This is a genomic window from Streptomyces chumphonensis (genome assembly GCF_014779715.1).
GTDB classification, from domain to species: Bacteria; Actinomycetota; Actinomycetes; order Streptomycetales; family Streptomycetaceae; genus Streptomyces; species Streptomyces chumphonensis.
On record NZ_JACXYU010000008.1, the window covers coordinates 76648 to 96089 of the forward strand.

Annotated in this window: 8 protein-coding genes; 5 read left to right on the top strand and 3 right to left on the bottom strand. The window is 74.0% G+C overall.

Annotated elements, in window-relative coordinates; genetic code table 11:
• Positions 1-23: 23 nt before the first annotated feature.
• The 3 genes from IF129_RS16325 to IF129_RS16335 form a co-directional block, all read right to left on the bottom strand.
• Positions 24-686: a SigE family RNA polymerase sigma factor gene (locus tag IF129_RS16325; RefSeq protein WP_191210406.1), complete on the bottom strand. Its 663-nt coding sequence runs from the start codon at positions 684-686 to the stop codon at positions 24-26.
• Positions 687-977: 291 nt separating this feature from the next.
• Positions 978-1283, bottom strand: coding sequence for a hypothetical protein (locus IF129_RS16330; RefSeq protein ID WP_191210407.1), 306 nt, complete (start codon positions 1281-1283; stop codon positions 978-980).
• A 246-nt stretch (positions 1284-1529) separates the two neighbouring features.
• Complete coding sequence (locus tag IF129_RS16335; protein WP_191210408.1) at positions 1530-2183, bottom strand: GNAT family N-acetyltransferase; 654 nt, start codon at positions 2181-2183, stop codon at positions 1530-1532.
• Positions 2184-2864: 681 nt separating this feature from the next.
• Here IF129_RS16335 and IF129_RS16340 point away from each other — a divergent pair.
• The 5 genes from IF129_RS16340 to IF129_RS16360 all read left to right on the top strand — a co-directional run bounded on the left by IF129_RS16340 (position 2865) and on the right by IF129_RS16360 (position 19436).
• Entirely contained in the window at positions 2865-3737 is an 873-nt protein-coding gene (locus tag IF129_RS16340) for an aspartyl/asparaginyl beta-hydroxylase domain-containing protein (protein ID WP_191210409.1), read from the top strand.
• Between the two features lie 231 nt (positions 3738-3968).
• Entirely contained in the window at positions 3969-10559 is a 6591-nt protein-coding gene (locus tag IF129_RS16345) for a non-ribosomal peptide synthetase (protein WP_191210410.1), read from the top strand.
• A gap of 150 nt (positions 10560-10709) precedes the next feature.
• Positions 10710-12146, top strand: a complete 1437-nt coding sequence (locus IF129_RS16350; RefSeq protein ID WP_191210411.1) for a SidA/IucD/PvdA family monooxygenase — start codon at positions 10710-10712, stop codon at positions 12144-12146.
• A complete protein-coding gene (locus tag IF129_RS16355) occupies positions 12143-18268 on the top strand; it encodes a type I polyketide synthase (RefSeq protein WP_191210412.1) in 6126 nt (2041 codons plus the stop codon). Before IF129_RS16350 ends, IF129_RS16355 begins: the two co-directional genes overlap by 4 nt.
• On the top strand, positions 18261-19436 hold the full coding sequence (locus IF129_RS16360; protein WP_191210413.1) for an acyl-CoA dehydrogenase family protein: 1176 nt from the start codon (positions 18261-18263) through the stop codon (positions 19434-19436). Before IF129_RS16355 ends, IF129_RS16360 begins: the two co-directional genes overlap by 8 nt.
• Positions 19437-19442: the final 6 nt, after the last annotated feature.

The following is a 19442-nucleotide window of genomic DNA, read 5'->3' on the forward strand; positions in this document are numbered from 1 at the left end:
AGGCCGAGACGGGCCGAGACGCGTCAGGCCGCGGCGTCGAGCGCGTCGGCCGTCAGCTGCGGGTCCTCCCGCAGCTTCGCCAGCGCCCGGGAGACGGCGCTCTTCACCGTCCCCACCGAGACGCCCATGACCGCCGCCGTCTGCGCCTCGCTGAGGTCCTCGTAGTACCGCAGCACGACCATCGCACGCTGCCGGGGCGGAAGCTTCAGCACCGCGCGCCACATCGCGTCGCGCATGGCCTGGTGCTCGGCCGGGTCGGGGCCGGGCACCGGCTCCGGCTCGGGCAGCTCCTCACAGGCGAACTCGTCCACCCGGCGCTTGCGCCACTGCGAGGTGCGCGTGTTGATCAGCGCCCGGCGCACGTAGCCGTCCAGCGCGCGGTGGTCCTCGATGCGCTCCCACGCCAGGTACGTCTTGGTGAGCGCGGTCTGCAGGAGGTCCTCGGCGTCACACGGGTCCGAGGTGAGGGAACGAGCGGTGCGCAGCAGGACCGGGCCGCGCTGCCGCACGTAGGACGTGAACGACGGGACCGACGGCGACGCGGACGGCGCGGCGCCCGGGGCGCGGCCTGCCGGGGCGGCGGACGAGGTGGGCAGCGGACGACGCGGCACCAGCCGCGTCACGGTGGCGCCGCCAGGCGCCGCGACGGGTGCGGAGTTGCCGGCGGAAGTCCCAGGCGTGGTCATGGCTCAACGCTATGAGCGCGCCGCCCGTCCGGGGATCGGCCGGAGGTGCCGAGCCCTCTCCGCCTCAAGTTGTAGGACGGCTTCGCCCGCCACCCTCCCAGGGGTGGAGGTCGGTGCCCTCCGCCTCAGGGCCTCCCCCGACCCGGACCTCGACGCCGGGGAGCGGCGCCGCGCGGCGGGGCCGGCCGGGACGCACGGACGGGCCGGACGCCCGCACCCCGGTGCGGCCGTCCGGCCCGTACCTCATGTGACTCCCACGGCGCCGCCCTTCCCCAGGAGGCGCCTACCGGCTCACCTCAGCTCGGAGAAGTGGATGGACACGGTGTTCTGCTCGATCGCCGCGTTGTCGGCGCCGTTCACGCTCGCGTTGTTCGCCTGGTTCGAGGCGCCCAGACCGGTCGCGGCCTGCTGGTTCGTCGTCGTGTTCCCGGCGTTGTCCCCACTCACCCCGCTCCCGACGCTGCTGACCACGCCCGCGTTGGAGCCGTCCCCCGCGAAGGCGCCGTTGTCGGCGTGCGCCACGCCGCCGAGCGCCGCCACCGCGAACGGCAGAGCGGCGGTGGCGGCGATGACCCGAGCGGTTCGGACACGTGCCATAGCTGTTTCCTCCAGAAACGGAAATGTTGCGCTGCCGGACGGCTGGCCGACCGTCCGGCGGGACGACGTCGCGCCCCCACGCTGCCCGGCCCATCGGCACCGAATCCACCGAATCGGCGCGCTTCCCCCGAAGGTATGAAGATGTGTGAACAAACCCGGCGCGCGGGCGAACACCCGGTGGGATCCGGGCGCTTCCGGGGACGGGGACTCAGGGGCGACGGGGCGTCCCGTCCGGTGGAGGAGCCGTCAGACCGGGGTGGAGTGTCCGGGGAGGAGCCGGGGCAGGTCGCGGCCCTCGCGTACCTTCGCGTACAGGGCGATGTGCCGGTGGCGCACCCGGACGTCTCCGAGGTGGACGGCGTCGTTCTTCTCGATCATCCGGCGCGAGGCCCCGTTGGCCGCGTCCGGTTCGAGGACGATCGCGTCGCACCGGGGGTCGCGCTCGAAGAACTCCGCGATGACCGTCCCCAGCAACGTGGTGCCGAGACCGCCGCCGGTGTCGGCCGGGTCGGCGATGGCCAGGTGGAAGCTCAGGTCGTAGGGCCCCGCCTGGTAGTGGTGGCCGACCACGTCCTGCGCCATCCGGTAGAACTCCATGTACGCGATGGGCCGTCCCTTCCGCTCCACCACGATGGGCCGGGAGTAGGCCGTCGCCAACTGCGCCTTGATGTGGGCTTCCCAGCGTTCCAGCGGCCAGTCGTACTCCCATCCCTTCGCCGTGTGCGGGCGGTTCATCCACGCGTGGATCATCTCGATGTCCGCACGGTCGGCGATGGCTTCCCGGAAGTGGAATCCCTCCCGGCTGAAGCCGGTGGGCGGCGGGGGGACGCCGAGCCAGGACTCGGGCAGCCCGTCGATCCTGTGGCGGGGCAGGACGGGGTAGATGTCGGCGTGATTCACGGGACCTCCCGGTCTACGGAGTGCGTGTGGGCCGGACTGGGCGACCCGAGGCGCGTCGGCACGGCGCCGGGCACGACGCATGATGCGTCCCATCCCGGCGAGGTGGACGGAACATCAGGAAACGGGCGCCCACGTCCGTGGAGGAGATGACACCCGGACACGCCCTCGGGCCCTCGGGGTCGAGGCGGGGCGCCTCACCACCGCGGGCATCGGAGGCGCGGTGGACGGGGCGATTGTTACAGGACGCCGCGACCCCGGACAACGAGACCGGGATCACACCGGGACGGCCCCCCTCCACACCGTCATCACCGCTTCCCCAAGGGGCGGTTGGGATCCGGAGGTCCGGCGACGGCGTCGACGAGCCGTCAGACGAACATCATTTTCACCAACAACTTAGGTAAGCCTTGCCAAAGTTTTGCCGTCATGGATACCGTCTCGATCATCGACGTACTGGACCAGCCGGAACGTCGTGGGGATGCGTGCGTCACGGTGCCCGCGTAGTCGCGGTCGGCCGGACCGGGGGCACGGCATTCCACGCCGCAGTACGCGGCGGCTTCCACCGCCAGGTGAGGTGGTCGGCCCACATGGCGTCAGGAGCGTGCAGTGAAGGCGGATGACGGCTGAGGTCGTCCCCTTCCGGAGAACCCGGTTCCCGACGTGCCCCAGAAAGGTTGCCCCACGATGAGGTCACACATCCTTGGAAACATCGAGCTCGACGAGACGCCGCTGAGCCGGGACCTGGAATACCTCTCCGCCGTTCCGCGCGGTGAGGAGGGATACGACGAGTTCAGCAACGGCTACTGGAAGAACGTTCCGCTGTGGAACGCCAGCGGCGATTCCGGGGACGATCTCTACCGGGACACCGATTCACCGGCCCAGCTCACCGAGCACGGAAAGAACACCGGCTACCTCCGAGGGCTGGTGGAGAAGGTGTTCGATACCGACCGCATCACCATGGTGCGGGCCCGCAACCTCGTCGACGCCGTCGTCATCCCCCACCGGGACTTCGTGGAACTCGACCGCGACGCCGAGCAGTACTTCCGGGTGCTGATGTTCCTGGAGGACAACCCGGCGGCGTTCCACTCGAACGACGACACCGTGATCAACATGCGTCCCGGGGAGGTGTGGTTCCTCGACGCGGGTTCGGTGCACGCGGCGGCGAACTTCTCCTCGGACCCGCGCCAGATGCTGTGTGTCGACTTCGCCTTCGACGGGGAGTACGAGGAGTCCGACATCTTCCGGGACCCGGCCCACTACCGCCCGTCCACCGACGCCCGGGTCATCGACCGCCCGCCGCTTCCGGCGGAGCGCCGGGCGGCCATCGGGGATCTCGGCAAGGTCGTCGACCGGTCCAACTTCAAGGAATTCCTGTTCTTCCTGTCGAAGGTGCATTTCCGTTTCGACGTTCCGGCGGAGGCCACCTACGACTGGCTCACCGAAATCGCCGCCTCGTCCGGAGACCGGGTTCTCGTCGACAAGGCGGCCGAACTCCGCGAATACGCGATCGGGGCCCGTGAACTCAGCGAGCGGTTCAGCATCAATTCCTGGAACTAGCCGACAGCAGAACCTACGACACACGACACGATGAAGGGGGACCAGACGGTGGGTGCGCGGAGTCAGACGTCCGGAGAAGGCGACCGGGAGCGTCGGATGGAAGCGTTCCGGCGAAAGCTCGCCGAACGCGGGGCAGCCACCGTCGGCCCGCCCGGCGGGTCCGAGGACGGCCGTTCCGGGCCTGTGGCCGGGGACGGGGCCGGGCACCCGTCCGCAGGGACGGGGGAGGCCGTGCGGCAGCCCGGTACCCCGACGCCCGCGAGTACCGCTCAGCAACGGCTCTGGCTCCAGCACGAGTCGGACCCGAGCGGTGTCGCGCTCAACGTGGGCAGCGCCATGGACCTCCGCGGCGCCGTCGACGTCCCCGCTCTGCGGGTCGCGCTGGGCAAGGTGATCGGCCGTCACGAGATCCTGCGCACCCGCTATCTCTGCTCCGACACAGGCGAGTTGCGGGCCGTCCCGGACCTCCCGGAGACCGCCCCCCTCACCGTGGTCGATGCCCGCGAGGCCACCGAGGACGACGTCGACGCCCTCGTGCACCGAGCCGTGCACACGCCCTTCGACCTGGCGGCGGACCAACCCGTCCGGGTCACCCTCTACGACCGCGGCACCGACGAGGACGGGGCAGGGCGGTACACCCTGCTGCTCGTCGCCCACCACATCGCCTGGGACGACGCCTGTTGGCAGCTGTTCTTCGACGACCTCTCCGAGGCCGTGGAGGGCCGCGACCGCGGCCCCGCCGTCTGCCACGCGGACGCCGCGCTCGCCCAGGAACGAGCGCTCGCGCGAAGCCTTCCGGACCTGGACCGGCACTGGTCGCAGGTCCTCGACGGCGCCGAAGGCGTGGCCGGCCTCCGCGACCGGGACGGGGCCGACACCCGCACCGCGCCCGGCCGGTCCCTGGAGATCAGCCTGGACAGCGCCGAGTCGGCGACCGTCGACGCACTCGCCCGGAGCTGCGCGACCACACCGTTCGCCGTCCTCCTCAGCTCTCTCGCGGCGGCCCTGCGGCGGCACGGCAGCGGCGAACGGCAGCTCATCGCCAGCCCGGTGACACTGCGCGACGACGACGCCCGCGCGCGGGCCATCGGCTACTTCGGCAACGTCGTCCTGCTTCCGCTGCCCGGCGACCCGCGCCGCGGGTTGCGGGAGGCCGTCGGAGACACCGGGCGGATCCTCGCCGACGCGATCGCGCACCAGGACCTTCCCTACGACCGGACCGTGCGACTGCTCGGCGCCGCCGGACGCGACCAGCCGGTCGACGTGAGCTTCGCGGTCGAGGACGTCGGCGTCCACCTCCGGCTTCCCGGAGTCGAGGTGACGTCGCGGCAGGCCCGCACGGACGTGCTCCAGGTCCCGCTCTCGGTGCTGGCCCGCCGGGAGCCCGCCGGGCACTGGGTGCTGCGCTTCGCCTTCATGCCCACCGCCTTCACGCCCGACCGGGTTCGCTCGGTGGCCCACACCACGCGGCGCGTGCTGCTCGCCGGAGCGGCCACGCCGAACGTCCCGCTGGGGAACCTGAGGCGGATCACCGAGGAGGAGCGGATACGGCTGCTGCGCTTCGGCAGCTCTGCGCCCTTCCCCGGTCCGGCCACGACCGTGGTGGAGAAGTTCGAGGCCCGCGTGGCCGCCCATCCGGAGGCCGTGGCACTGCGCGGGGCCGAGGGCACGATGACCTACGGCGAGCTGAACGACCGCGCCAACGCCGTCGCCCGTCGGCTGGCCGCCCGTGGCCTCGGCACCGAGGACCCGGTGGCCTGCGCGCTGGAGCGCTCGTTCACCGCCGTGGCGGTGACGCTCGGCGTCCTCAAGTCGGGGGCCGTCCTGGTCCCGCTCGACGTCGCCCACCCCCGGGAGCGACTGGAGCGGTTGCTGCTCGGCACCCGGCCCCGGCACCTGATCACCATGTCGGCGACGGACTCCCTCGTCCCCGGCGACGGCGTGCCGCGCACCGTCGCCGACTCGGCGGGCTGGCTCGCCGAGGTCGAGGCGGCTTCGGGAGGGGCCGACGTCGGCGACCGCGACCGGGTCCGGCCCCTGCACGCCGACAACCTCGCCTACGTCATCCACACCTCGGGCTCCACCGGAGCGCCGAAGGCCGTGGGGACCACGCACGCCGCTCTCGGCGAGCACCTGGAGTGGCTGGTCGGCCGCTTCCGGGACAGCCACGCGGAGAACGAGCGGGTGCGCTGGCTGCAGTTGGCCTCCCCGGCCTTCGACGTCTCCCTCGGCGAGGTCCTCGGCCCGCTGGTCGTGGGGGGCGAGGTGCTCGTGCCCCGAGCCGACGTCGAGAAGGACCTCGACGCCCTGTTCGCCGAGCTGGCCGAGCTGGAGGCCAGCGTCGTACACGCCGTGCCGAGCTTCCTGCACTACCTGGTGAGCGCCGCGCCGCGGGCGAAGCTTCCCGCGCTGCGCTGGCTCCCGGTGGGCGGGGAGGCCCTGCCCGGCGATCTCGCCGACCGGGTGCTCGCCCGCTTCGGCTCCGACGGACGGTCGGTGCTGGGCAACTTCTACGGCCCCACCGAGACCACCCAGGCGGTGACCGGCTACGCCGTGACCACGGCGCAGGGGCCGCGTACCGTGCCCATCGGCCGGCCCAAGTGGGGCAACACGGCGCTGGTGCTCGATGCGGATCTGGCCCAGGTGCCACCCGGAGAGGTCGGCGAGCTGTACCTGGAGGGCAGCTCGCTGGCGCGCGGCTATCTCGGCCGGCCGGCGCTCACCGCCGAACGCTTCGTGCCGAGCCCGCTGACACCGGGCGCGCGGCTCTACCGCACCGGGGATCTGGCCAGGTTCAACGACGACGGCGACCTGGAGTTCGCCGGGCGCGTGGACGACCAGGTCAAGATTCGCGGGTTCCGCGTCGAGCCGGGCGAGGTCGAGGCCGTCCTGCGCGCCGACGAGGAGGTCGGCAGTGCCGTGGTCGTTCCGCGCGAGGACGAGCACACCGGCATCCGCCTGGTCGCCTACGTCACCCCCGGCGGGGACGGGACGCTCGATGTGGCCGCCCTGCGGCAGCGGATGGCGGGCCTGCTGCCCCGCTACCTGGTGCCCGGAGCGTTCGTCGTGCTCGACGCGCTGCCCCTCACCCCGGCGGGCAAGACGGACCGGCGGGCCCTGCCCGACGCCCCACCGGCGGAGGCCGACGTCTTCCGCCCCGCCGCAGCCGGGTTGGAACGGCGGATCGCCCTCCTGTTCGCCACGCTCCTCGCCCCCCGCGACCCGTCCGGGGCGCCGGACGGGGAAGCCGCCTCGGACACCGGGGCGCGCGCTGGGGCGGAGCCGACGGTGGACGGCCGCCGCGTGGGCGCCGACACCTCGTTCTTCGCACTCGGCGGCCATTCCCTGCTGCTGACCCGGCTCGTCTCCCGGTTGCACCGCGACCACGGCGTGCGGCTGGACCTGCGGGAGGCGTTCGCCCGGGCCACGCCCCGGGAACTGGCGCGCCTGGTGCGTGAGGCCGCCGGTACCGGGGCCCCCGACACCCGGACACCCACCGGTGGCGCGTCCCCCCGGGCCGCGCTGACCGCTCGGCCGAGACCCGAGGTCGTGCCCATGTCGGCGGCGCAGCGCCGCATCTGGTTCGTGGACCGGGTCGAGCAGGACAGCACGACCTACAACATCCCCCTCGCCCTGGAGTTCACCGGCCCGCTCGACGTGGCCGCGCTACGGCAGGCCCTGGGCGACGTCGTACGCCGGCACGAGAGCCTGCGGACGGTCTTCCCGGACCGGGGCGGCGTCGGACACCAGGAGATCCTGGACCACCACGAGGTCGCCCTGCGAGTGGTGGACCAGCCCGAGGACGGCCTGTCCCAGGCGCTTGCCGACCACACCGAGCACCCCTTCGACCTCGCCCGTGAACGGCCCCTCCGGGCGGCACTGTTCCGTGTCGCGGAGCACCGCCACGTCCTGTCGCTGCTGCTCCACCACATCGTGTGCGACGAGGTCTCGGCGGGACTGCTGGTCGCCGACCTCACCCGTGCCTACGGCCTGCGCGCCCGGGGGGAGAGCGGCACGGACGCTCCCGTGCTGCCGGTGCCGACCGTCCACTACGCGGACTACACACTGTGGCAGCGGGAGTGGGAGGAGAGCACGGAGGGAAGGGAGGAGGCCGCACGGCAGTCCGAGTTCTGGCGCGACACGCTGGCGGACCTGCCGCAGGACACCGCCGTACTGCTGGACCGGCCGCGCCCGGCGCGTCCCGACCGGGCGGGCGGAGTGGTGCCCTTCGGATACGACGCCGAGGTGCGCCGGGGCGTGGAGGAGCTCGCCGCACGGCTCGGTTCCACCCCGTTCATCGTGCTCCAGACGGCTGTGGCGCTGCTGCTGGGCAAGCTCGGGGCGGGGGACGACGTTCCGCTGGGCACCCCGATCGCCAACCGGCCGGACGAGGCCGTCGACGAGGTCGTCGGGCTGTTCGTGAACCTTCTCGTCGTGCGCAACGACCTGTCCGGGGACCCCACGCTGGAGGAGGTGGTACGGCGTGCCACCACCCGTGCGGCCGAGGCGTACCAGCACGCCGGGCTGCCGTTCGAGAAGGTCGTGGAGGCCGTCGGCGTCGAACGCTCGCTCGCGGTCAACCCGCTCTTCCAGGTACTGGTGCAGCTGCGCGCGGAGGAGGTTCTGCGGGGCGCGGTGGGCGACCTGACGTGGCGCTCGCTCACCCGCTACACGGCGACGGCCAAGTACGACCTCTCCGTCGACTTCGAGCCGTGCTCCGCCACCGGAGGCTGGATCGGGGAGCTGATCTACCGGCGTGACCTGTACGACGAGCACACCGTGCGACAGCTCGTCGACCGGCTCGGGCTGATCCTGCGGACCCTCGCCACGGAGCCGACGCGGCGGCTGCACACCCTCGACCTCGTCTCGGACGAGGAGAGGCGGTTGATCCTGCGGGAATGGAGCCGTGGCCCGCTCGCTGTGCCGGACCGCGCCGAGACACTGCCGGAACTGGTCGAACGCAGCCGCACCACGCCGGCCGCCGCACCCGGCGGGCGGGTCGCCGTGGAGTGCGCCGGGGAGACACTCGACTACGCCGACCTGCACGAGCGCAGCGACCGGTTGGCGCGGCTTCTGCTGCGGCGCGGAGCCGGCCCGGAACGGTTCGTGGCGCTCGCGGTCCCCCGCTCGATCGACATGGTGGTGGCCCTGCTGGCCACGGTGAAGACCGGGGCCGCCTACCTGCCCCTCGACCTGCGGCTGCCGGCCGAGAGGGTGGCGTTCATGGTGTCCGACGCGGCGCCCGTGGCCGTCGTCACCCGCTCCGACGCGCCCCTCGAGCTGCCGGAAGCCGACGGCCCACCGGTCCTGCGGCTGGACGACCCGGAGGTGGCCGCCGAACTCGACACGGAGACGGCGGAGCCGCTGCCTGCCGAGGTGTCCCGCGCCGCCCGTGGCGAGAACATCGCGTACTTCCTCTACACCTCGGGCTCGACGGGCGTGCCGAAGGGGGTGCTCGGCACCCACCGCGCCTACGCGGCCCGGCTGACCTGGCAGCCCGTGCGCTACCCGATCGCCTCGCCCGACGTCCGGCTGTGCCAGGGGTGGCTGAGCTTCCACGACGGGGGCTGCGAGATCCTCGCCGGGCTCCTCGCCGGAGCGAAGCTCGTCCTCGCCGACGAGGCCGAGGCCAGGGACGTGGGCAGCCTCGTCCGGCTGATCCGGGACCATCCGATCGGCCAGGTCACCGCGGTGCCGACGGCCATCAACGCGCTCATCGGCGCTTCCCCGGAGGCCGTGCGCTCGGTGCCGCGCTGGATCAGCAGCGGGGAACCGATGACGCCCGCCCTCCTGGACAGGCTGCGGGCGACCGCGCCGGAGAGCGAGATCGTCAACAACTACGGTGCGACGGAGCTGAGCGGCGGCGTCGTCCGGGGGCCCCTGCACTCGGCGGGTCTCCACCTCGGTACACCGGTGGACGGCGCCCGGGTGCTCGTCCTCGACGAGCACCTGAACCTGTGCCCGCCCGGTGTGACCGGGGAGGTCTACGCCGCGGGTCATCAGCTGGCCCGCAGCTACTGGCGACGGCCCGCGCTGACGGCCGCCCGCTTCATCCCCGACCCGTACGCCGACACCCCCGGCTCGGTGCTCTACCGCACGGGGGACCGAGCACGGTGGAGCGCCGACGGACGGCTGCTGTTCGGCGGCCGGACCGACCACCAGGTCAAGGTGCGCGGCATCCGCGTCGAACTGGGGGAGATCGAGGCGGCGCTGAGGGCTGCGCCGGGGGTCGCCGCCTCGGCCGCCCGGGTCCACGAGTCGGGCGGGTCCGCGGGGATCGCCGGCTACCTGACCCTCACCGACCCCGGTGCGGACCCCGAACCGGTGCTGAACGGGGTGCGGGAGCACCTGACGCGCGTCCTGCCCGTCTACCTCCACCCTTCGGCGCTCACGGTGCTGGAGTCCATGCCTCTGACCGGTTCCGGCAAGCTCGACCGCCAGGCGCTGCCCCTGCCCGACATCACGACGTCGGGGGCCCGGCGGCCGGCGCGCACCGAGACCGAACGCCTGGTCGCCGAGCTGCTCGGCGAGGTGCTCAAGGTCGAGGACGTGGGCCGCGACGACGGGTTCTTCGCCCTGGGCGGCGACAGCATCGTCTCCGTCCAACTGGCCAGCCGGGCCCGGGCGCGGGGCCTGCCCCTGACGGCGCAGATGGTCTTCGAGAACCCGACCGTCGCGGAGCTCGCGACGGCCTGCGACGAGGCCGCCGCCCGAAGCCGGGAACCGTCGCGCTCCACGGCGACGGGCCGCCCCGGCGCCGACGCCTCGGGGCTGGACCAGGAGACGCTCCAAGCGCTCCTCGGTAGCTGGAACCCGAACTGAGCGGTGGGCCTGCCGGCCCAGCGGTACGCACCCCCGCACGGGCCGGCACGCCCCCACCCCACCCACGGCACACCCGACCGACCGGGCCGTCCGCACAGGCCCGACCCACCCGGCAGACCCCGGGTCCGACCACAAGCTGGAGCGCTGAGCATGGAGCCGCTGTCCCCCCAGGAAGCCCAACGCCGCTTCGGCGTCCCGGGCCCGGTCACCTCAGGGCTTCTCTGCGTCGTCGGCGCGGGTCCCAAGGCGCTGGCCACCGCGGCCAAGAGTCAGGTCCTGCGCGAGATGGGGTTCGACGCGCCCCGCGTCGTGATCGTCGAGCCGTACGGCGTCGGCGCGAACTGGACGGCCGTCGGCGGGCGCACCAACGGCAAGCCGCGGCTCTCCACCAGCCCGGAGAAGGATCTGGGCTTCCCGTACGCCCGTGCGGGATACGGAGCGCTCAGTGGCGAGGTCAATTCCCGCGTGCAGGAGTTCGGCTGGACGGGTTTCCTGGTCGCCACCGGACGCTACGCCGCCTGGGTCGACGCCGGACGGCCGAGCCCGCGCCACTCGACGTGGGCCGCGTACCTCCGGTGGGCCGCGGGACGGCTGGACGTCCCGGTGGTGGGCGGTTGGGTCCGCCGCATGGAGGTGGCCGGGGACCACTGGGAGGTCACCGTCGAGGGCAGCCGTGGCGGGGAGGCCCGGATCGGTGCCGGGGCCGTCATGGTGAGCGGACCGGGCCCCCGGGACGGTGTGCTGGCCGGTGACGCCGTGTGCAGTGTGGAGGAGTACTGGCGGCTTGGTCTGGACACCTCGCTGACCGAGCCGAGCGTCGCTGTGGTCGGAGGCGGTGAGACGGCGGCCTCCATCGTCGAGAACCTCGTGCTGGAGAACGCCGGGACGACGACGGTCATCAGCCCGCAACCCGTCGTCTACAGCCGGGGCGAGGGCTACTTCGAGAACGCGCTCTACTCCGAGCCCGAGCGCTGGCTGGAGCTGTCCGACGTCGACCGCCGTGAGGTCATCGCACGGACCGACCGCGCCGTGTACTCGCCGCGGGCCATCGAGACCATCGCCAGTGAGGGCTGCCCGGTGTCCCACCGGCAGGGCCGGGTGGTGTCGGCGCACCGCGTGGACGGGCGGGTCGAACTCGTGCTGCGGAACCCCGACCGCGCCGACCTCGCCCTGCGCTTCGACGTCGTGATCGATGCGACGGGGGCCCGGCACGACTGGTTCCTCGACCTCCTCGGCCCGCAGGCGCGGCAGGCGGTCCGGACGGTGATCGGCGACTCCGCCGACACGACGGAAGCGCTGGAGCACCACATCGGCGCGGACCTCTCCCTCGTCGGGCTGCGGCCGAGGCTGGTCCTGCCGACGCTGGCGGGCTACGCGCAGGGCCCCGGCTTCGCCAACCTCAGCTCGCTGGGACTGCTGGCGGACCGGGTTCTGGGCGTCACCGTACCGGCCTCCGTGCCGACGGCCGGGCCGAGCACCGATCCGACCACCGCCGACCCCGACGGCGCCCCGACCTCCGCCGCCGCGCCGATCGTCGCCGACCGGCTGACGGTCCGCGCCGTACGGAAGGACGACGAGATCGCATGAGCACCCCCGTACCCCCGGACATCGCCGTCGTCGGACTGGCCTGCCGGGTGCCCGGCGCGGAGGGCCCGCAGGAACTGTGGCGCCTGATGACCGAGGGCCGCCGGGCCGGGAGTCCGGCGCCGAAGGGCCGCTTCGCCCTCGACGCCGTTCCCCGGGAGGTGCGTGAACGTCTCGGTCAGGGCCACTACTTCGCGGACGTCGAGCGCTTCGAGGCGGGACTCTTCGGCGTCACGGAACGCGAGGCGGCGGCGATCGACCCGCACCAGCGCGCCACGCTCGAACTGTGCTGGACCGCTCTGGAGGACGCCGGCCGCAACCCGGCCGCGCCGGCGGAGGGGGAAACGGGGGTCTTCGTCGGCTCCATGGGCGCCGACTGGGCGATGGAGCACGCGGCCGGGCGCCGGGGCAGGATCGGTCCCGGCACCCTGGCGGCCACGGAGACCTCGGTCCTCGCCGCCCGGGTCTCCCACGCCCTGGGGCTGCGTGGCCCGAGTCTGGTGCTCGACACGGGACAGTCCTCCTCGCTCGTCGCCGTCCACCACGCGCTGCTGGCCCTGCGCGCGGGAGACTGCTCGAGCGCCCTGGTCGCCGGGGTGAACCTCAACCTCTCCACGGAGGCGGCCGTGGCCACGGCCTCCTTCGGCGGCCAGTCACCCTCCGGGCGGGCCACGTTGTTCGAGGACGACGCCGACGGCTACGTGCGCGGGGAGGGCGGGGCGGCGGTCGTGCTGCGGCCGCTGGCCGACGCCCTGCGCTCGGGCGACCGCGTGTACGCGGTGCTGCGGGGCAGCGCCGTCACCCACGACGGGGAGGGGCCCGCCCTCCTCGTCCCCGAACCGGCGGGACACGTCCGCGCCATGCTCCGCGCCCAGTCCCGGGCCGCGGTGGCACCGAGGGACATCGGCTACGTCGAACTGCACGGCACCGGCACCCGCGTGGGTGACGCGGCGGAGGCCGAGGTGCTGACCCGGGTCTTCGGCGAGCGGCCCGACCCGGGACGGGCGGCACCGCTGCGGGTGGGCTCGATCAAGACGACGATCGGGCACCTGGAAGGCGCGGCCGGGTTGCTCGGGCTGGTCAAGGCGGTGCTCGCGGTACGGGCGGGCGCCGTGCCCGGGACCTCGGGGCACCGCGGCGGTGAGTCCGCCCGACGGCTGTCGCGTGCCGGGATCGAGGTTCCGGCCGATCTCGTGGGGCTGCCCCCGGGCACGCTCGTCGGGGTCAGCTCGATCGGGATGGGCGGCACGAACTGCCATGTCGTCCTCGGCCCGCCGCCCGCGCCGTCCACCGCACCGGACACGCCGACCCGACGGGATGAGCGGACGCGCACCGGCGCCGACGCCGCCGAGCCGGTCCCGGTGCTGCTGTCCGCTGCGACCGAGGACGCCGTGCGCCGCGCCGCCGACGCGCTGGACGCCTGGGCCGCGGAGCACGCGGACCGACTCGCCGAGCCCGGTGAGCTGGCCACGATGGCACGCACCCTCACGGGACGCCGGGCCCGGCTGGCCCACCGGGCCGGGTTCACCGCCCGTTCGGTGAGCGAGCTGCGCGAGCGCCTGGGCCGGCTGGCGTCCCACGGACGGGCCAGGTCGGTCCACCGGGGCCGTGGCGACCGCGCCCGTACGGCCTTCCTCTACCCGGGTCAGGGCAGCCAGCATCCGGGCATGGGCGCGGAACTGCACGCCCGGCTCCCCGGCTTCGCCCGCCGCTTCGACGACATCGCCGCGGTGGCCGACCCGATGCTGGACACGCCGCTGCGCGACCTGGTCCTCACCACCGATGCCCAGGACCCCGACGTGCTGCGCTCCACCCGGAACGCCCAACTGGCCCTGTTCGCCTTCTCGGTCGCGCTGAGCGGTTGCGTGGAGGACCTGGGCGTGCGGGCCGACGTGCTCCTGGGCCACTCGGTGGGCGAGCTCGCCGCGGCGCACGTCGCGGGCGTGTTCTCGCTCACGGACGCCGTCCGCCTCGTCATCGCGCGCGGCAACGCCATGGCGAAGGCCGACCCGACGGGTGTGATGGTCTCGGTCCGTGCGCCGCTGGCGGAGACTCGGGCCGTCGTGGCCGCGCACACTCCCGGCGTGGACATCGCCGCGGTCAACGGCCGTTCCACCACCGTGCTCTCGGGCGACCGGGCCGCCGTGCTCGCGTGCGCGGGCGCCTTGCGGGAGCGGGGCTTCCGGGTCAGGGAGCTGGCGGTGGCCCACGCCTTCCACTCCCACCACATGGACCCGGTGCTGGAGGAGTTCCGGGCCGCCGCCGAGCGGATCGACTACCACGCACCCGACCGGCCCGTCCTCTCCAACCTCACCGGCGCTCTCGCGACCGGCCGTGACCTGCGGACCGCCGACTACTGGGTGGACCACGTCCGGCGTACCGTCCGCTTCGCCGACGGGCTCGGCGTGCTGCGCGAGCAGGGGACCGGGCTCTGCCTGGAGCTGGGCGTCGGACGCACGCTCACCGGTCTGACCCTCGACGACGCCGGGCCCGGGGACGACGTGGCGGCCGAGTCGTTCGTCCGTGATCCCCGTGCGGAGTACGCCGGCCTCCTCGACGCCCTCGTCCTCGCCGGGGTACGGGGGCACGAGGTGCGTTACGACGCGCTGCCCCGGCTCGCCGGAGACGGGTGGACCCCGCTGCCCACCTACCCCTTCGGCGCGGCGAAGGACGCGGGAGCGTCCCAGGCACCGGCCGACACGACGGCGGCGGTGGACGCACCGGCGGCCACGACGCCCGCGGTCGCGCCCCCGCGCGATCCGCTCGCCCTGGTACTCGGGGCGGTCCGCGAGGTCCTGAGCCTGCCGGCCGACCGGCCGGTTCCCCCGGACCAGGCACTCGCGGACCTGGGAATGACGAGTCTGCCGGGTCTGGAACTGCGCGCCGAACTCGTCGCGCTCACCGGGCTCGACCTGCCCTCCTCACTCCTGTACGAGCACCCCTCCCCGCGCGCGCTGGCCGACCGGCTCACCGACCTCGGTCTCAGGGCCTCCGGGTCGGCGGGGGTGGGGACGCCGGAGCCGGCCGCCTCCGCGCCCCCGGCGGCGGTGGCGGAGGACCCGGTCGTCGTCATGGCGACGGCCTGCCGCTATCCGGGGGGCGTCAACGACCCGGAGGCGCTGTGGAGGTTGGCGCTGTCCGGACAGCACGCACTCGGCGAACTGCCCTCGGACCGGGGCCCGGCCTGGGCGGCCGAGGGGGAGCACGCACGGATGGGCGGCTTCCTGAAGGACGTGGCGAACTTCGACGCGGCCTTCTTCGGCATCTCCCCGCGTGAGGCACGGGCCATGGACCCACAGCAGCGCATCGTGCTGGAGCTGTGCTGGGAGGCGGTGGAACGTGCCGGGGTCGATCCCGGGTCCTTGCGCGGCCGCGACGTCGGCGTCTTCCTGGGTGCGATGGCGGGCGACTACGCCGCCGCTGCCCGCGAGGGCGGCGACGCGCTCGGCGGCCACGAGCTGACCGGAGCCTCCAACGCCGTGCTCTCGGGCCGCGTCTCCTACCAACTGGGCCTGGAAGGCCCCGCGATGACCGTGGACACGGCCTGCTCCTCGTCGCTCGTCGCACTCCATCTGGCGGCCCGCTCCCTGCTGGCCGGAGAGTGCGAGATCGCCCTGGCCGGCGGGGTGACGGTCATGTCGACCCCCCGGATGTTCGAGGACTTCCAGCGGCTCGGCGGGCTGTCCGCCGAGGGCCGCTGCCGCCCGTTCTCGGCCGACGCCGACGGCACCGTGTGGAGCGAGGGGGCGGGACTGGTCGTCCTGGCCCGGCTCTCCGAGGCGCGACGCAGGGGCTGTCCGGTCCTGGCCGTCATCCGGGGCAGCGCCGTCAACCAGGACGGTGCGAGCAACGGCCTGACGGCGCCGAGCGGTGCCGCCCAGCGCCGGGTCATACGGCGTGCGCTCGCGGACGCCGGGCTGCGCGCCGGGGACGTGGACGTCGTCGAAGCACACGGCACCGGCACCGTCCTGGGCGACGCGGTGGAGGCCCGGGGCGTCATCGAGACCTACGGCGACCGGGCCCCCGCGGACGGTCAGGTCGTGCTCGGCTCGCTGAAGGCGGTGACCGGCCACACCCAGGCCGCCGCCGGTGTCGGCGGCCTCATCAAGGCGGTGCTGGCGATGCGGTACGGGCTGGCGCCGGGAACCCTGTCCGGGGCCGACCCCACCCCCAAGGTGGACTGGCCGTCGAGCGTGCTGCTGCCGCGCGGCCCCGTGCCCTGGCCGAAGGGGTCGCGGACCCGCCGGATGGCCGTGTCCTCGTTCGGCATGAGCGGCACCAACGCTCACGTGATCGTGGAGGAGCCGCCCGCGACGGCGTCGGGCGCGCGGACGGAGTCGACCACCCACCCGGACCACCCCGGCGCTCTGCCGTTCGTCGTCTCGGCCGGCAGCGACTCCGCTCTGCGGGACCAGCTCGAACGCCTGCGGGAGGCGCTGACGCCCGGTCGGCCCGGTCCGGAGGGGACGGACGCCGCGGCTCCCGCGGGAGGGGACGACGACGCGGGGACCCCGCTGCCGGAGCTCACGGCGGTGGCCGGGACTCTGGCCCTCCGCCGGGCCCAGCTCCCCCATCGGGCCGCCGTCGTCGCCGCGGACCGGGGGGAACTGCTCGCCGGCCTGACCGCCGCGCGCCGTGGGGACTCCGGAGACGACGTCGCCCTCGGCCGGGTGCGCGGTGAGCCGGCCGTGGCCTTCGTCTTCCCCGGCCAGGGCTCCCAGTGGACCGGCATGGCCGGGCGGCTGCTGCGCGAGTCCCCGGTGTTCGCCCGCGCGGCGGCCCGGTGCGAAGCCGCGTTCGCGCCCCATCTGGACTTCTCCGTCCTCCGCCTGCTCGCCGGGGACGACGCCGAGGGGCGGGCGGACACCCTGGTGGGCGTCCAGGTCTCGCTGTTCACCGTGATGGTGGGGCTCGCGGAGCTCTGGCGCGACTGCGGGGTGACCCCGGACGTGGTGATCGGCCACTCGCAGGGGGAGGTCGCGGCCGCCCACATCGCCGGGGCCCTGACGCTGGAGGACGCCGCGACCGTCGTGAGCGCGCGGGCCGGGGTGCTGGCCCGGTTGTCCGGCAGCGGCACCATGGCGGTGATCGGCCTCGACGAGCCCGACGTGAGGGCCCTGCTGGCGGAGCGGGCGGAGTGGGCCCCCGACGCGGCGGTCGGCGGCGTGGCGGTGGCCGCGGTCAACGGGCCGGGCAGCACGGTCGTCTCCGGGCCCACCGGGGCCGTGCGCGCGCTCCTGCACCGGTGCGCGACGGCGGGCGTCCGTACCCGGAGGATCGCCGTCGACTACGCCTCGCACTCGGCGATGGTCGAGCCGGTGCGCGCGGAGCTGCTCGACGCACTCGCCGGGATCACCCCCCGGGCCGCCCGCACGCCGTTCTTCTCCACGGCCCGCGCGGAGTGGCTGACCGGCACCGGGCTCGACGCCTCCTACTGGTACGAGAACCTGCGCGGAGAGGTCCGGTTCGCCGACTCCGTCACCGCGGTGGCCGGTTACCGCCCGACGGCGTTCGTCGAGGTCAGCCCCCACCCGGTGCTGACCACGTCCGTCACCGCCGTGCTGGACGGGCTCGACGGCGCGGGAGCGTCCGCCGCCGTCGGCAGTCTCCGCCGTGAGCGCGGCGGACTCCGGGACTTCCTGGCCTCGTTGACCCTGGCGTGGGCGCAGGGCGTACCCGTCGCGTGGAACGCCGACGCACTGGGCGTGGCCGGCGCGGGTCCGGCCGATCTGCCGCCCACGCCCTTCGACGGGCGGAGGTTCTGGCTTCGGACCGGGGCCGTGGGAACGGAGAGTGCTCGCGGCGCCGACCGGCCGGCCCCGGAACCGGAGCGCACGTCCCACGCCGGTCCGGCCGCCCCCGAGCCCGTGGACGCCGTCGTGCTGCGGAAGGTCGCCGACGTCCTCGGCCTGGGGGCCGGGGACGCCCGGCGGACCGCCGACAGCTCCTTCCGGGAGCTGGGGCTCGACTCGCTCACCACCATCGACCTGCGACGACGCATCCGCGACACGCTCGGGGTCGACGTGCCCGTGGCGGCCTTCCAGACACACGACACACCCGAGCGGCTCGCCCGCTGGGTGCGCGACCACCATCCGAACAGCGGCGAGGAGCCCAGCCATGAGTGAACGTCAGCCCTGCTGGAGCGAGTTCACGGCGCCGGACGCCGAGTACACCGAGGAGCGACTGCCCGGGCTGATCTCCGCGCTGGCCGAGCACGACCTGGGTCGGCTGGAGGACGCCGACAGCCCGGTGCTGGAGCTGTTCCGCCGGGCCGGCGGCCCCGGGCTGCTGATTCCCGAGGCGCACGGCGGACTGGGACTCGACTGCCGTGGCGCGCTGCGTGTCCAGTCGTCGCTGGCCACCCTCTCCCCCTCGCTGGGGGTGGGGACGATGATGCACCACCTCGCCGTGGTCTCCTTCGTGGAGTACCTCCGCGTGCACGTCGGCGACGACGCACCGCAGTGGGCCCTCCTCGCCTCCATCGCGAACAACGGTCATCTGGTCGCATCGGCCTCCTCGGAAGCCCGTCGCGGCGACGACGCCCTTGTTCCCAACACGACGGCCACCGCGGTGGACGACGGCGCCGGTTACGTGCTCAACGGCGCCAAGAAGCCCTGCAGTCTGGCCCGCTCCATGGACATCCTGACCACGAGCGTGCGCGTGCGTTCGGCGGACGAACGGGACGGGACGGTCGCCCTGGCCGTCCTCCCGGCCACGCTGGAGGGCGTCTCCGTCCGTCCGTTCTGGCGCAGCCCGGTGCTGGTCGCGGCCGAGAGCGAGGAGGTCGTACTCGACGACGTGCGCGTCCCCTCGGTGATGCTTTTGCCGGGCGGCCACCCCGAGAGCGGTATGGACGAGCTCCAGGTGCGGGCGTGGATCTGGTTCGAGGTGCTCGCCTGCGGAACCTATCTGGGCACCGCACAGGCCCTGTTCGATCGCGCGGCCGCCTCTCCGCGCACCGACCGGCGGGCTCTGGGGGAGGCGGCGGCCGAACTGTTCGGCTACCGCAGCACCTGCCAGGCGGCGGCCGGCGTCCTCGACTCCGGAGCCACGGCGGAGTCGGCCATGACGGCGGCGCTGCTGGCCCGCACCCTCGTCGAGGAGCGACTGCCGAACTTGTGCGCCCGGTTGGCCGGGCTGCTGGGCGGGTTGGCGTTCGTCGGGAGCGGTGACGTCGGCCTTCTCCTGGCGACCTCCCGGGCCCTGGCCTTCCATCCCCCGAGCCGGGTGCGCACCACCGAGTCCCTGGGCGGCCACTTCGGTGGTGCCCCGCTCGACCTCTCCATCTTCTGACCCCCC